Genomic DNA, 15,289 nt, shown 5'->3' on the forward strand with positions numbered 1-15,289 from the left:
AGTATATTCTTATTGTTTACTATAATGGTAAAATTGTAAAATCTACCATATCACTATTATCAATAAAATGGTGCCCAACCTCAAGAACATCTTCCAAAGTCATTTCTTGTATAATTTTAGGTAAATCAAATAGGGTTGAACCCTCTTTAGAAGGTTGATACTGAGTCGCAATAAAATCTAAAGAGTTTAAATTATGAATAAATTCCCCATATAATTCACTTTTAACTAAATCTAAATGATCCTCTGAGATATCATTATCTCTTTCAAATTCCTGAATAGCTTTACGAAAAAGATGAGAAAGGGCAAGAGGTTCCTTGGTTTCCATAGTTAACATTAGGAAGTTAAAACGTTTATTAATCTCAATTTCTAGAGATAAAGACGAATCTATCTTACCAGTTTCATATAAATTTTGGTACCTTTGTGAAGTCCAGCCAAACATCATTGTAAATAGAGCTCTCAACAAGATACTATAACGATAACAATCTTTATTGTCAAAATCTAAATTGCTACGTAGCCCAATTGCTAATTTTGGAGAGGTAACATCCATTCGAGCACTGTCAATCTTGTTTACAGGGTGTAAATCAATTTTGTTTTTAACAATCTTTTCCGCTTTTTTACTAGTTCTATAGTTTTGAAGAAAATATTCTTTCAAAATTTCAAGATCAAAATTACCTGCCAGAAAGATATTAGTATTCACAGGGGTATAAAACCACCTGAAATTTTCCTCTAGATTACTGACCGAAATGTCTTGAATAGACATTTCCGTGCCAACTATATCAGCTGATAAAGGTGTTTCTGGATAAAGATTTGCCAAGGCTCTAAAGAATAAACAAGAGTCTGGATCATCTAAATACATTTCTCTTTCTTGCTGAATAATATCTTTCTCACGTTCAACAGATTCTTCAGATATATTAATTTCAGTTACAAGCTCCTTGAGCAATTCTAAACACTCAATAACATGATCCGTAGTAGAAAATAAATAACTTGTATTTGTAAAGCTTGTAAAGGCGTTGCTTTCAGCTCCCAATGCTGTATAAGCTGCCATAATATCTTCCGCATTTTCTCTTTCAAATAATTTATGCTCTAAAAAATGCGCAACTCCTTGCGGATATGTTTTAGACTCTTTGCCAGACACTGTCAACTTAGTGTCAATTGAACCGATTTGAACATTTACAACACCGTAAATTTCTCTGTAATCCTTTTTAGGTAGCAAAGAAACTGTCAATCCATTTTCTAATCTTACTTGATATAGTGTCTCCTTAATAGCAGGGTAGTATTTTTTGTTAAACTCAACTTTTGTCATTCTACTCCTTCCATAAAGTAAATGGCCTGTAATTTTAAATTACTTGCAGCCTCACAAATCTCATTTTTTCCGACCAATTCTAGTTTTTCAAGCATGGTAGGGATATCCAAAGCTATTTTTCCAAAATAATGACGCAAATAGGTGCGGTCTATAATTGAATCTTGATTGTCTTGAGCCAACATCAAAGATCTTTTAATCATTTTTTTTGTTTGATTAATCTCTATATCTGTAAATTTCCCATTTTTGATATCATGCAATTGTTGATTCATCAATTTTCTTACTCTGTTTCGATTGCTACGATCAATTCCAGCATATAAACGTAAACATCCACTAAAAAAATCTATATGGCTAGATATAGTATAAGCTAGAGCCTCTTTTTCTCGAATCACCGTAAATAATTTAGAATGAGGAAAAGCTCCCAGTAAGCCATTAACAACAATCATAGCCATCTGTCGTTCGTCTCCATACCCTACAGAACAATGATAACCCATTTCTATGATTGATTGTCCTAAACTTTTTCGAGCAAAATTCTCTTTTATCACGTTTGAATAAGGTTGCTGGTACTGAATGTTTACAATACGTTGACGAGCTGTAAAGGGGGTTTGCTTTATATATTCTAAAATCTCAATTTCATTAAAATCCCCTAAGAAAAAAATATCGATTCGATCTTCTTTGAGCATTTTTTGAAAGCTAGTAAAACACGTGTTTGGAGATTCTTCTGAGATTCTGGTAATCAAATCCTCAGGAACTAATTGCATAGAAGGATCTTCAAAATATAAATGATCGAGTTCTTTGTGAGCAAAGAAAAATGGATCTTCAAATTCTGACTCTAATCTAGCTAAAACCTGCTTCTTCTCAATCTCAAATGTATTTTTTTCAAATCCTTCATCATCTGTCAAAGGAGAAAAAAGAATCTCACTTAGTAGATCTAAGATTTGAGAAGTCAAGACGTTTTTCTTACTTAAAAATTCATCCCTTACATAAGTAAAACTTACATCTACAAGATGACTTTGTCCTCTCCTGTATGCATGAGTAGATAAATCTGTCCCATACAAACCTGCTAAATGTTTTCTAAAAAGTTGAGCAGTTGGAAAAGACTTATTGGCAGTTTCCAGCATGCTTGCAATTAACATACGACTTGAAATTGTTTCAAGAGACAACGGAGCTGTGAAACGCACAGTTATTTTATTAGTTTTAAATTGTTTAGATTGGATAAAACGCACTGCAATTCCTGGAACCAACTCCATATTTTACCTCCTTATACATAGAGTTCTATTATACCACGAAACAAGAAAATTTTCTTATTCTCTTTATTTCTTTTTCAATAAAATTCGATTTCAATTTATAAAAGGTCACTCTCTGTTATTTATAGTAAAATATGATATAATACCAAAGATTGAGGTGTACTTATGGAATACAAATTATTTGAAGAATTTATCACTCTCCAAGCGCTTTTGAAAGAGCTTGGTATTATACAAAGTGGCGGGGCTATCAAATCCTTTTTAGCTGAAAATATCGTTTATTTTAACGGAGAATTAGAAAATCGACGAGGGAAAAAAATTCGAATTGGAGATACCATCGATATTCCCAAAATGAAACTTCACATCAGTATAGTCCAACCTAGTATAGATGAACAAGAAGAGTATAAACAAGAAAACCTTGAGAAAGAACGTGTAGCTAAACTTGTCAAAGAAATGAACAAGAAGGTTAAAACTAAAAAGACTAACCAATCCCAAAATAAAACTGCTCCACGTTTCCCAGGTAGATAAGTATGTGGCTCAAAAACTTATCCATCAAACAATTTAGAAATTACCATAATACCGATATAGATTTTAACCCTAAATTAAACGTTTTTGTTGGTCGAAATGCTCAAGGAAAAACAAATCTTCTTGAAAGTATTTACTTTCTATCCTTAACGCGAAGCCATCGAACAAATTCTGATAAAAATCTCATCCAATTCGAAGAAGAACATCTTAAGGTGTCTGGAATCCTACAAAAAAGAACTACAACTATACCACTTGAAATTGACTTAACAGCAAAAGGACGCATCACTAAGGTTAATCATTTAAAACAAGCTCGTCTTTCTGATTATATCGGGCATATGAATGTTGTCTTATTTGCACCAGAAGATTTACAACTTGTAAAAGGAGCACCAGCCATCAGGCGTAGATTTATAGATATGGAGTTGGGTCAAATCAAACCGATTTACTTGTCAGACTTGTCAAGTTATAATCATGTACTTAAACAGAGAAATACTTATTTAAAATCAACACAAAATATTGACGAAACCTTTCTATCAGTTCTTGACGATCAGTTAGTAGAATATGGTTGTCGCGTGATTCTTCATCGATTAGACTTTATCAAAAAGCTTGAATCATTTGGTCGAAAAAAACATTTTGAAATATCAGACCAGCTAGAAGAATTGTCAATCAAGTACCAATCTTCTGTAAACTTTATTGACAAGGAAAATTTAGTTGACAGTTTTAAATCAAGTTTGAAGAAAAGTAGATCAAGGGATATCTTTAAAAAGAATACTGGGGTTGGTCCTCATAGAGATGACATGATTTTCTTAATTAATGGAATGGAAGCAAGTTTCGGTAGCCAGGGACAACATCGTAGTCTTGTTCTCTCTATTAAACTTGCTGAAATAGAATTAATGGAAAGCATCACTCAAGAATCTCCTATTTTATTACTTGACGATGTCATGAGCGAACTTGACAACACTCGTCAACTTAAATTGTTAGAAACTATATCACACAATATCCAAACCTTTATTACAACTACTAGTTTGGAGCATCTTCAAAACTTGCCTGATAATCTCAGTATATTTACAGTAAATGACGGACAAGTAACTGTAAACTAAAGTTTACATATTTGTAAATAAAAAATCTCCTATTTTAGTTAGGAGATTTTTTTTTATTTTTTTCTATTTCTATAATGAGTAGTTTGGTGCCTCATTAGTAATTTGAACATCATGTGGATGACTTTCTTTCAGACCAGCACCTGACATTTCGATAAATTGAGCATTGTCATGTAACTCCTTAAGGTTTGCTGCACCACAATAGCCCATACCAGAGCGAATACCACCAACCATTTGGAAGACGATGTCAGCCGCTGCACCTTTATAAGCAACACGACCTTCAATTCCTTCTGGAACTAGTTTGTTTGCTTCATTAACAGCACCTTGGAAGTAACGGTCACTAGAACCTTTTTTCATAGCTGCAATTGAGCCCATACCTCGGTATGTCTTAAACTTACGTCCTTGGAAGATTTCAGTTTCACCTGGAGCTTCATCTGTTCCTGCAAACATTGAACCAAGCATAACTGCATTTCCACCAGCCGCAAGAGCTTTTACAATATCTCCAGAATACTTGATTCCACCGTCAGCAATGATGGTTTTTCCATATTCACGAGCAACTGCTGCTGCATCGTAAATTGCTGTTACCTGGGGAACTCCTACACCAGCAATAACACGAGTTGTACAGATTGAACCTGGGCCAATACCGACTTTAACAACGTCAACACCTGCATCATAAAGAGCACGCGCACCTTCGGCTGTCGCAATATTACCAGCAATCAAAGTACGGTCTGGGAAATGCGCACGGATTTCAGCGATTTTACGGAGAACTCCTGCAGAGTGACCATGGGCTGTATCGATAACAATAGCATCTGCACCTGCTTCGAAAAGTGCTTCCGCACGTTCAAATGTGTCAGAAGTAACCCCTACTGCACCAGCAACTAGAAGACGACCGAATTCATCTTTTGCCGCATTTGGGAACTCAATCACTTTTTCAATATCTTTAATGGTGATTAAACCAGAAAGACGACCCTCTTCGTCAACTAGAGGTAGTTTTTCAATACGGTGTTCTTGAAGAATACTCTCAGCAGTTTTTAAATCTGTACCAACCGGAGCAGTAACTAGGTTTTCACTAGTCATGTGTTTTGAAATTGGTTGGTTGTAGTCAGAAATGAAACGCAGATCTCGGTTGGTCAAAATACCAACTAACTTACGGTTTTCTAGAGTTTCAACCACTGGGACACCACTGATACGGTAACGGCCCATGAGTTCATCTGCTTCAGCGATTGTATGTTCAGGAGTCAAGAAGAATGGATCAATGATAACACCATTTTCAGAACGTTTTACCTTACGAACTTCGTCAGCTTGTTGCTCAATAGACATGTTTTTATGGATAACTCCAAGTCCACCTGCACGCGCGATTGCAATAGCCATTTGGCTTTCTGTTACAGTGTCCATTGCAGCTGTAATAATTGGGATATTTAAAGTCAAATTATCTGCTAATTTTGTTGTTAAATCCGCATCATTAGGTAACACATGACTCTCTGCTGGAATTAGCAATACATCATCAAAGGTAAAACCTTTTTTCAAAAATTTAGTGTCCCAATTAGACATTGAAGTTTCCTCTTTTCTTTCTTTATTGAGCAAAACGCTTTTTGTATTGTATCTATCATACCATTCTATGAAAATTTGTCAATTAAATTTATAAGAGATTAAATAAAAAACTATCCCTCTTATTTTAAAGAAGAAATAGTTTTATAGTTCATATTCTATCCATTAGTGAAAGTAATTTAGACCCATTGCAGCTTTTACTTCTGATAGTGTTTGCCCAGCAACTTCTCGAGCTTTTTCACTACCTTTTTGGAGCATATTATAAACCTCACCCATATCTTTAGCATATTCTAGGCGACGTTCACGGATTGGACCAAGTTCACGTTCTAGGATTTCAAGTAGATAACGTTTGGTCTTAACATCACCAAGGCCTCCACGTTGATAATGCTCCTTCATTTCAGCAATTTCTTGAGCATCCTCAGGTCGACCAAATACGTCCAAGTAATGGAAAACCATATTTCCTTCAATCTTACCTGGATCCTCAACACGGATATGGTCTGGGTCTGTATACATACTCATAACCTTTTTACGCAGAGTATCTGCATCATCGGATAAGTAAATCCCATTATTAAGAGATTTAGACATTTTGGCATTACCATCTAGACCCGGTAAACGTCCCGCACCTTCGTGCTCAGGGTAAATTCCTTCTGGTTCTACTAAAACATCACAGTTATAGGCATGGTTGAAAGAACGCACAATTTCACGAGTCTGCTCAATCATTGGTTTTTGGTCTGTTCCTACAGGAACAAAGTTTGCTTTAAAGGCAGTAATATCAGCAGCTTGAGCAACTGGATAAACCAAAAATCCTGTTGGGATACTTTCTCCAAAACCTTTCTGAGCAATTTCAGTCTTGACGGTTGGGTTTCGTTCCAAACGAGCTAATGAAACTAGATTCATATAATACATAGAGAGCTCTGCCAGCTCTGGTATTTGACTTTGAATAAAAATGGTTGACTTCTTCGGATCTAATCCCACTGCAAGATAGTCCAAGGCCACATTCCCAATAGACTCTACAATTGTTTGTGGATCTTTTGCGTGGTCTGTTAAGGCTTGTTGGTCAGCTAAAAAGACAAACATGTCATATTTATTTTCTTCTTGTAGCAAAACACGGTTTTTTAAACTCCCAACGTAGTGCCCAATATGTAATTTCCCCGTTGGACGATCTCCTGTTAAAATAATGGGTTTATTCATCTTATTCTCCTTTGATATGGTCCTTTCAATTATAGCATTTTTTTAATAAAAAGACAGATAATTTTTAAAATCAAACAACTAGGTTTATGTCAACGAATCTGTCAACCTAGTTGACATAAAATTGACAAACAAAAATTTGAATATTTCTATCTTTTCTAGTAGAATAAATATATTACATATTATAGGAGAAAAACATTGCTTACAGTATCTGATGTGTCACTACGTTTTAGTGATCGCAAACTTTTTGATGATGTCAACATCAAATTTACAGAAGGAAATACATATGGTTTAATTGGTGCTAACGGTGCGGGAAAATCAACATTTTTAAAAATCTTAGCTGGTGATATCGAACCAACAACTGGTCATATCTCTCTTGGACCAAACGAACGTCTCTCAGTTCTTCGTCAGAACCACTATGACTACGAAGATGAGCGTGCTATTGATGTTGTTATCATGGGGAATGAAAAACTATACAACATCATGAAAGAAAAAGATGCTATCTACATGAAGGAAGATTTTTCTGATGAAGATGGAGTACGTGCAGCTGAACTTGAGGGAGAATTTGCAGAACTAGGTGGTTGGGAAGCAGAAAGTGAAGCTTCACAACTCCTACAAAACCTAAATATCCCTGAAGAGCTTCATTACCAAAATATGAGTGAACTTGCAAATGGGGAGAAAGTGAAGGTTCTCCTTGCTAAAGCCCTATTTGGTAAACCAGATGTCCTTCTTTTAGACGAGCCTACCAACGGTCTTGATATTCAATCTATTACTTGGCTTGAGGATTTCCTAATTGACTTCGATAATACGGTTATTGTTGTATCCCACGACCGTCACTTCTTAAATAAAGTATGTACCCACATGGCCGACCTTGACTTTGGTAAAATCAAGCTCTATGTCGGAAACTACGACTTCTGGAAAGAATCTTCTGAGCTTGCTGCTAAACTACTAGCAGACCGTAATGCTAAGGCAGAAGAAAAAATTAAACAACTCCAAGAATTCGTTGCTCGATTCTCTGCCAATGCTTCAAAATCAAAGCAGGCAACTTCACGTAAAAAGATGCTTGACAAGATTGTCTTAGAAGAAATTATTCCGTCAAGTCGTAAATATCCATTTATCAACTTTAAAGCAGAACGTGAAATTGGTAACGACCTCTTGACAGTAGAGAACTTATCTGTAAAGATCGACGGTGAAACTATTCTTGACAATATAAGCTTTATCTTGCGTCCAGGTGACAAAACTGCTCTTATTGGACAAAATGACATCCAAACAACTGCACTGATTCGTGCAATTATGGGGGATATTGACTATGAAGGAACTGTCAAATGGGGAGTTACAACTAGTCGCTCTTACTTGCCAAAAGACAATTCAGCTGATTTTGCAGGTGGCGAGTCAATCCTTGACTGGTTGCGTCAATTTGCAAGTAAGGAAGAAGATGACAATACCTTCCTACGTGGATTCTTAGGTCGTATGCTCTTCTCTGGAGACGAGGTTAACAAACCTGTCAACGTCTTGTCAGGGGGAGAAAAAGTGCGCGTGATGCTTTCAAAACTCATGCTATTGAAATCAAACGTCCTTGTACTTGACGATCCTACAAATCACTTAGACTTGGAATCAATCTCAAGTCTGAATGATGGATTGAAAAACTTCAAAGAGTCTATTATCTTTGCCAGCCATGACCACGAATTTATTCAAACACTAGCAAACCACATTATCGTTCTTTCTAAAAATGGTGTCATTGATCGTATTGATGAAACATATGACGAATTTCTAGAAAATGCTGAAGTTCAAGCAAAAGTAAAGGAACTTTGGAAAGACTAAAAAAATAAAACTCAGTTGGTTTCCCAACTGAGTTTTTAGTTGATAGTTCTATCAATCTGATTCTATTCAACATATTCATTGTTTCACGTGAAACATTCTATTATTAGATTTATAAATTCTTAACATGATTCATACTCATAAAAAATCGACCAAATTGGTCGATTTTTTTAATCTTCTTCCATTTTTTTAGGTTGATAAGCAAGCATACCTAATCCTATAAATAGAACTAAAGTTACCAGAAGGAAAATTATCTGATTATGAATATTCCCTGTCATAGAAATCGTTTGCCTCAATCCTGAAACTGAATAACTCATTGGTAACCAAGGATTGACAGCCTTAAAGAAATCATTAGTCAAAGCAAGTGGATAAGTTCCTGCACTTGATGCTAATTGTAATAATAGTAAAATAAGAGAGAAGAAAGCACCTAAACGACTATTCCATGTCGTTAACGCGGTTACCATAGACATAAAGGTCAAACTTGCGATGATGATTAAGAACAAGGTTCTCATTTCATGATTTGCCGTTAGACCGATAAGATGAACTCCTCCATAGACTAAGACAGCTGCTAAAACAGCTATAACTCCATTTATTTCGAAACGAGATTTAACCCAAGCCCAACGACTTTCAGGATGACGACCTGAAGGTAACTTAGCAAAAATCATATTTGTTGATAACGCAGCAACAAAGAGGGCAACTGATATCATATAAGGAGCCATGGCAATTCCATTTACAGGAACTTGATCATTATCTGTTTTTGAAAGACTCAAAGGCTCAGATAATACTTCTGCATTATTAGACTCTGTTGATGCTGATTTTAATTGATTGCTAGCGCTGTTCAATCCATGTTCTAGTTCAGTAGCTCCTACTTGTAAACTTTCAATACCAGCAGTTAAAGTTGTTCCACCATCTGCTAATTTTCCAGCACCATCAGCAATTTTCATTGCTCCACTTCCTAACTGAGAGCTAGCTGCAAGCAATTGACTTGATTTATCTATTAATTGACTAGATCCTAGCTGTATTTTATCAAGTCCTGCTATTAAGTCTGAACTCTTACTATTTAATTGGCTAGAACCAGATGAGAGTTTTTCGATACCTGTTACTAATTCTGGAGTTTTCCCAGCTAGCGAATCCAAACCAGTTGTCAAGGTTGAAGAGTTTTCTGTCAACTTACTTGATCCAGAAACCAATTGATTCAAACTTTTTGTTAAATCTGTATTCTTTTCACTTAGTTGGTTTACACCTAAAGAAATAGTATCCAACCCTTTAGTATAATCATTAACTCCATTTTCAATCGATTGACTTCCAGGAACCAACTGATTATCTACAGCATTTTGCAACTGTGTAAATACACTTGACATAGATGTCAAAGAACTAGACGCCACAGGTAATACTTGATTTGCTTTAGTCTGTAAAGTAGAAAGATTAGAGACTGGTTGGTTTACACTTCCCAAATTTTCTTTTAGATTTCCTACCGTCGTTAAAATTGCTTTTGCTGACTCTATCGTAGAATTAGAATTATTTGAAACAGCTTCAGTCAGTTCTTGTTTCTGAGTATCAGTAAGAGATTGATAAGTTGCTGTTGCTTGAAGATTGGTAAGATTTTTCTCTTGCTCTGTTTGACTATTAGTCACAATAGTTTGAGCAAGAGTAGATATATTCGCTAAATCATTAGATATTGTACTCTTAAGTTCAGTATTATCTGAAATAGTTACAGCTTGAAGTGCTTTATTCAATTCATCTAAACTAGTCGCTAATTGAGTGATTTCCTCTTTTTGTTGAGATGAAGTATTCAATTGAGTCGAAATTTCTTTAATCCCTTTATTTAATTGGGTAATACCGTCTCTCAATGTATCTGATTGACTAGATAATTGATTTGCCCCAATAGATAGCTTGTCAACACCGCTTGTGTAAGCATTGACACCAACTGAAAATTGATTGAGACCTGTATTCAGTTGCGAAACTCCTCCTGCATATGACTTCATTCCAGTATTTAGCTGATTGACACCTGCTACTAATTCTGGAGTCTTGGAAGATAATTGGTTAAGCCCAGTGTCAACCTGTGAAACTGCACTTGTATAGTTCTGTAAACCATCATTAAAAGTACCTAAGCCACTATTCAGTTGCTTTACTCCTGTGACATACGTTGTCAACCCTTTTGTAAATTGATTTGTGCCATCAGAAAAGGTTAAACTTGAACTAGCTAAAGTATCAAGATTAGAAGACAATGTCTGACTTCCTACAGCTAACTGACTAGCCCCATTGGCCAATTGTTCACTTCCGTCAGCCGCCTTCGTTAAACCAGATTTTAAATCGCCCATCTTTTGAAATAAAGCTTTCGTATAGGTTTCGGTTACATTAGCAGAAACATTCTGTTTTAACTGTGTCATGGCAGAATCATCCATCTTACTTGCAATGAAGCTATGCCCGCTAGAAGTTTGATAGTTAATGGTCATTTGTTCTGGGTTGTCTGTTAGAATAGATGCAGCCTTTTCAGATAAGTCACTTGGCAAAGTAACTACCATATAATAATCACCGTTTTCTAGACCCTTCTTACCTTCTTCTTCACTGACAAAATGAAAATCTAATGATTTATTTTGCTCTAAATTGGACACCATGTCTTTTCCAATAGTCATTGTATTTCCATTATAAGATGCTTCTTTATCGTTATTAACGACCGCTACAGGCAACTCAGATAATTGGCCATATGGATCCCACATAGATGATAAAAATATGATGTTGTATAAAGCAGGAATAAGAGAAATACCTATCATTACAATGATAAAGGTTGGTTTTTTAAAAATTGCTTTCCATTCTTTAAACATATTGTCTCCTTTTTTACACATATTGTCTAAAATTTTGATATAATAGATTATACATTAAAAATTCTTATTTACAAGTCAAAATCATAATTTTTATACACTGCGTCTATTTTTGTTCACAAGGAGGAACTATGAAAGAGAGCAACAAACGCTTAAAAACTAAACGTACTATTGAGAACGCCATGGTTCAATTATTAATGAAACAACCATTCGATCAAATTAGCACCGTTAAACTGGCAGAAAAAGCTGGAATTAGTCGCTCTAGTTTTTATACTCACTACAAAGATAAGTATGATATGATTGAACAGTACCAAAGTAAGCTTTTTCATACCTTTGAGTATATTTTCCAAAAACACGCAAATCATAAAAGAGATGCTATTCTAGAAGTGTTTGAATACTTAGAGTCTGAACCTTTACTAGCTGCTCTTCTATCTGAAAATGGTACAAAAGAGATACAAAACTTCCTGAGAAATAAACTTCACATTATGCTTAGCACTGACCTCCAAAAACGCTTTATGCAATTAAATTTAAACAATATTGAGTTAGAGTATAGCAGTATTTATCTAACAAACGCACTATTTGGTGTATGCCAAACCTGGATTGCTCATGGAAAAAAAGAAAGTCCACTAGAAATGACAAACTTTCTTATGAAAATGTTGGGAGATGCAAATTAGAGACAAAAAAAGAACACCAATGGTGTTCTTTTTGTTTAACTCCGCCAGTAGGACTCGAACCTACGACATCATGATTAACAGTCATGCGCTACTACCAACTGAGCTATGGCGGATAAAATAGTCCGTACGGGATTCGAACCCGTGTTACCGCCGTGAAAAGGCGGTGTCTTAACCCCTTGACCAACGGACCATTTATCTTTAACAGATATAACCATTATATCAATAAATGAAAAATTGTCAATTATTTTTTAGTCTTTTCAGTTAAAATCTGTTTGAGTTTTTTCGTTTTTAATCGTGAAATAGGACAACGATGTTCTTCGTAAAAAACAACTTCCATAGTCTTACGATCTATATCTTTAATATTTCCAACATTCACTAAAAATGATTTATGAGCTAAATAGAAACGTTGAGATTCCTTATCTTTTTCTTGAATATCTGTTATTGTTCCATAAAACTCTTTTGAAAAATTCTTACCAATAATCCTTAGTTTATGGGAAGTTCCTGTTGTTTCAATATATAAAATATCATGGTAAGGAAGACAAATATCATTCCCTTTAAAACTATATTCAAAGTAATCAACTACGGATTGATTTTCTAATAATGTACTTTTAGTATACACAATACACTCCGCAACTCGTTCTTTGAATAAGCGATCATTGATGTCCTTATCAATAAAATCTAGAGCAGATACTTTGTATTTATAAGTTAGTGTTGCGAATTCAGAGCGACTCGTTATAAAAACGATAATCGCATAAGGATTACGATGACGAATAAACTGGGCTACTTCAAATCCTTTTTTCTCAATTCCATTAATATCGATATCTAAAAAATACAGCTGATTCACTTCTTCATTTTCAACATATTCCATAAATTCTCTAACTTTACCTGTTGTTTTATACGATATAGGAATATTCATTTCTTTGGAAATCTCATTCAAAGTTTTTTCCAATCTTACCTGATGTTCTATAATGTCTTCTAAAATTAATACTTTCATATTATATTCCTCTTAAATCTAATAATTTGTTTAAATCGTTCATTATCAATTTCTGTTTCTAAAATAACATCATCATATTTTTCTAGTATTTCCTTAACATTATTGAGGCCTATTCCTCTATTTATACCTTTTGTAGAATATCCAATGTTAAATATTTCTTCTGGCTTGATCAATCTATTTTTACGAGAATTTTGGATAATAATCAATATTTCAGATTCTAATTTAATGACAGCTACTTCCATTTGTTTTCTATAGCTTTCTAGTGCTCCTTCAACAGCATTATTAAGTAAAATACTCATGACACGAACTAAATCTAATAATTCCATTGATAATGGTGAAATAATATCTTTTACCTCCAGAGTATACTCTATGTTATGAACTCTTGCGTTGGCAATAGATTGAGCAATCACACTTCTAAGAGCGGAATCTTCAAGATTATTTAGATCAAAATAAGTATACTTATCTGATCTAAGTTTATGATTAGCTTTAACAAATACTTCATTGTAAATCCTGTCAATTTCTTGTAAATCTTTACTGTCAATTGCAGTTTGCATACTAACCATCATTCCTGCATAGTCATGTCTAAACCCTCGAATCTCATTGTAAAGCGAAACAATTTCATCAGTATAATTCTGTAAATATAACTGTTCAAATTTTTTCTGATTTAGAGCAATTTCTCTCTCAACTTGAACCTTATTGGCATTCATTGCAAAGAGGATTAGTAGTAAACAAATAAAGACAATTGTTGCTAAAATACTACTAAAACTATAAAAGTGTTCATGAATATTTACCATGTCTGAAATAAATAATAGAATATGTAAAGCAAAGAAAGCAAAAATGGCTTTTTTAAAAAATGGATAGAGGTAATCTTTATCAAAATAATTGATTTCCAAGTGGAAATAAAAAATAATTTTTTTGATTACAAAATAAGTCAGCAATAAAACTACTACAAAAAAGAAATCTTCATATTTTGTTACGAAAGAAACACCTGTTATAGAGGATATGATTACTGCTATAAAAGTATGAGTACTTTGATATAGTAGAGACAATAGTAAACTGATAAAAATAGCCTTGTACTTATGATATTTCTTAAATCCTATTAGATAAACAAATATCACACTAATAAATGAAATTTTTTCCATTCCTAATCCATGTAACGAAATGAAATAGAATAGAATTTCAACTATAGACTGTGCTAGAAATACTCCAAAAATAAACAGATATTTTTCTTTTTTTGTTACCTTACAAATGAGTTCATAGCTATTTGACAGAATAAGAATATGAAGAATAACTATAAGTATTTTCAATAAATTCATTATATCTCCCTATAATTTTTCTCTTTTTACTTGTAAATGAACTTACAAATCTATTATACAAAATGGATTCTATTTTAGAACCATTCATCCTCAACTGCACTTTTTTGTGCCTGAAATGTATTTTTACAAAAAAAGCTGGGATAACCCAGCTTTAAATTGTATGTATTGATCCCAGCAGGATTCGAACCTGCGACCGTTCGCTTAGAAGGCGAATGCTCTATCCAGCTGAGCTATGAGACCTCACTAGTCTATATTATCAGAAAAATCTAGGTTAGTCAATCCTATTTATGATAGGGAGAGCCTTGCTGGATAGTAAAGGCACGGTAAATTTGTTCAACCAAGACTAATCTCATTAATTGATGTGGAAGAGTCAAACGGCCAAAGCTAATAGATAGATTAGCACGCTTTTTTACCTGAGGAGAAAGACCTAAACTCCCACCAATGATAAAGGTTAAAGTAGAAAAACCATTTATAGGCGCTTGTTCCAATTGTTTACTAAACTCTTCAGAAGAGAGAGTTTTCCCTTCTATAGCTAGTACAATAACAAAATCTCGGTCACCAATTTTAGAAAGAATTCTAGTTCCTTCTAACTCTAAAATCTTCTGATTTTCAGAATCACTTGCACGATCTGGTGTTTTTTCATCAGCAAGTTCAATCATTTCTAAATTCGCAAATCGCGAAAGTCTTTTTGAATATTCAGCAATCCCGTCTTTAAGGTATTTTTCTTTCAGTTTTCCTACTGTTACAATTTTTATTTTCATTCTTA

Annotated in this window: 12 protein-coding genes and 3 tRNA genes; 4 read left to right on the forward strand and 11 right to left on the reverse strand. The window is 34.2% G+C overall.

The features are described from left to right. Positions 1–19 precede the first annotated feature (19 nt). Together yfmH and yfmF are read right to left on the reverse strand one after the other, a co-directional pair. Positions 20–1,303 carry an EF-P 5-aminopentanol modification-associated protein YfmH gene (gene yfmH, locus BQ2679_RS00875; protein WP_075565202.1) on the reverse strand — a complete coding sequence of 428 codons (1,284 nt, stop codon included), beginning with the start codon at positions 1,301–1,303 and terminating at the stop codon, positions 20–22. Further along, positions 1,300–2,550 carry an EF-P 5-aminopentanol modification-associated protein YfmF gene (gene yfmF, locus BQ2679_RS00880; RefSeq protein WP_075565204.1) on the reverse strand — a complete coding sequence of 417 codons (1,251 nt, stop codon included), beginning with the start codon at positions 2,548–2,550 and terminating at the stop codon, positions 1,300–1,302. Before yfmF ends, yfmH begins: the two co-directional genes overlap by 4 nt. A 162-nt stretch (positions 2,551–2,712) precedes the next feature. Between yfmF and yaaA the strand changes: the two genes are divergently transcribed. Together yaaA and recF are read left to right on the forward strand one after the other, a co-directional pair. Continuing rightward, positions 2,713–3,072, forward strand: a complete 360-nt coding sequence (yaaA, locus tag BQ2679_RS00885) for a S4 domain-containing protein YaaA (RefSeq protein WP_075565206.1) — start codon at positions 2,713–2,715, stop codon at positions 3,070–3,072. A 2-nt stretch (positions 3,073–3,074) separates the two neighbouring features. Then, positions 3,075–4,166 carry a DNA replication/repair protein RecF gene (recF, locus tag BQ2679_RS00890; RefSeq protein ID WP_075565208.1) on the forward strand — a complete coding sequence of 364 codons (1,092 nt, stop codon included), beginning with the start codon at positions 3,075–3,077 and terminating at the stop codon, positions 4,164–4,166. Positions 4,167–4,235: 69 nt separating this feature from the next. Here the strand turns inward: recF and guaB are convergent, their stop codons facing one another. After that, positions 4,236–5,714 (reverse strand): IMP dehydrogenase, encoded by a 1,479-nt coding sequence (guaB, locus tag BQ2679_RS00895; protein ID WP_075565210.1) that lies wholly within the window; start codon positions 5,712–5,714, stop codon positions 4,236–4,238. 162 nt (positions 5,715–5,876) lie between these two features. Further along, complete coding sequence (gene trpS, locus BQ2679_RS00900; RefSeq protein ID WP_075565212.1) at positions 5,877–6,902, reverse strand: tryptophan--tRNA ligase; 1,026 nt, start codon at positions 6,900–6,902, stop codon at positions 5,877–5,879. Positions 6,903–7,097: 195 nt separating this feature from the next. On the opposite strand from trpS, the gene BQ2679_RS00905 reads away from it, so the two are divergent. Continuing rightward, positions 7,098–8,720, forward strand: coding sequence for an ATP-binding cassette domain-containing protein (locus BQ2679_RS00905; protein ID WP_075565214.1), 1,623 nt, complete (start codon positions 7,098–7,100; stop codon positions 8,718–8,720). Positions 8,721–8,887: 167 nt separating this feature from the next. Here BQ2679_RS00905 and BQ2679_RS00910 read toward each other — a convergent pair whose 3' ends face one another. Beyond that, positions 8,888–11,542, reverse strand: a complete 2,655-nt coding sequence (locus tag BQ2679_RS00910) for a YhgE/Pip domain-containing protein (RefSeq protein WP_075565216.1) — start codon at positions 11,540–11,542, stop codon at positions 8,888–8,890. A gap of 128 nt (positions 11,543–11,670) precedes the next feature. Between BQ2679_RS00910 and BQ2679_RS00915 the strand changes: the two genes are divergently transcribed. Then, positions 11,671–12,213 carry a TetR/AcrR family transcriptional regulator gene (locus BQ2679_RS00915; RefSeq protein ID WP_075565218.1) on the forward strand — a complete coding sequence of 181 codons (543 nt, stop codon included), beginning with the start codon at positions 11,671–11,673 and terminating at the stop codon, positions 12,211–12,213. Positions 12,214–12,252: 39 nt separating this feature from the next. Here the strand turns inward: BQ2679_RS00915 and BQ2679_RS00920 are convergent. The 6 genes from BQ2679_RS00920 to rlmH all read right to left on the reverse strand — a co-directional run bounded on the left by BQ2679_RS00920 (position 12,253) and on the right by rlmH (position 15,284). After that, positions 12,253–12,326 (reverse strand) — tRNA-Asn (locus BQ2679_RS00920). Between the two features lie 5 nt (positions 12,327–12,331). After that, a tRNA-Glu gene (locus BQ2679_RS00925) sits at positions 12,332–12,403 on the reverse strand. A gap of 51 nt (positions 12,404–12,454) precedes the next feature. Then, a complete protein-coding gene (gene comE / locus BQ2679_RS00930; protein WP_075565225.1) occupies positions 12,455–13,207 on the reverse strand; it encodes a competence system response regulator transcription factor ComE in 753 nt (250 codons plus the stop codon). Then, entirely contained in the window at positions 13,204–14,523 is a 1,320-nt protein-coding gene (locus BQ2679_RS00935; RefSeq protein ID WP_075565227.1) for a GHKL domain-containing protein, read from the reverse strand. Before BQ2679_RS00935 ends, comE begins: the two co-directional genes overlap by 4 nt. Before the next feature lie 166 nt (positions 14,524–14,689). Then, a tRNA-Arg gene (locus BQ2679_RS00940) sits at positions 14,690–14,763 on the reverse strand. 41 nt (positions 14,764–14,804) lie between these two features. Continuing rightward, positions 14,805–15,284, reverse strand: a complete 480-nt coding sequence (gene rlmH, locus BQ2679_RS00945) for a 23S rRNA (pseudouridine(1915)-N(3))-methyltransferase RlmH (RefSeq protein WP_075565229.1) — start codon at positions 15,282–15,284, stop codon at positions 14,805–14,807. Between the last annotated feature and the right edge of the window lie 5 nt (positions 15,285–15,289).

Source organism: Streptococcus timonensis (assembly GCF_900095845.1).
In the GTDB taxonomy this organism is placed as follows: Bacteria; Bacillota; Bacilli; order Lactobacillales; family Streptococcaceae; genus Streptococcus; species Streptococcus timonensis.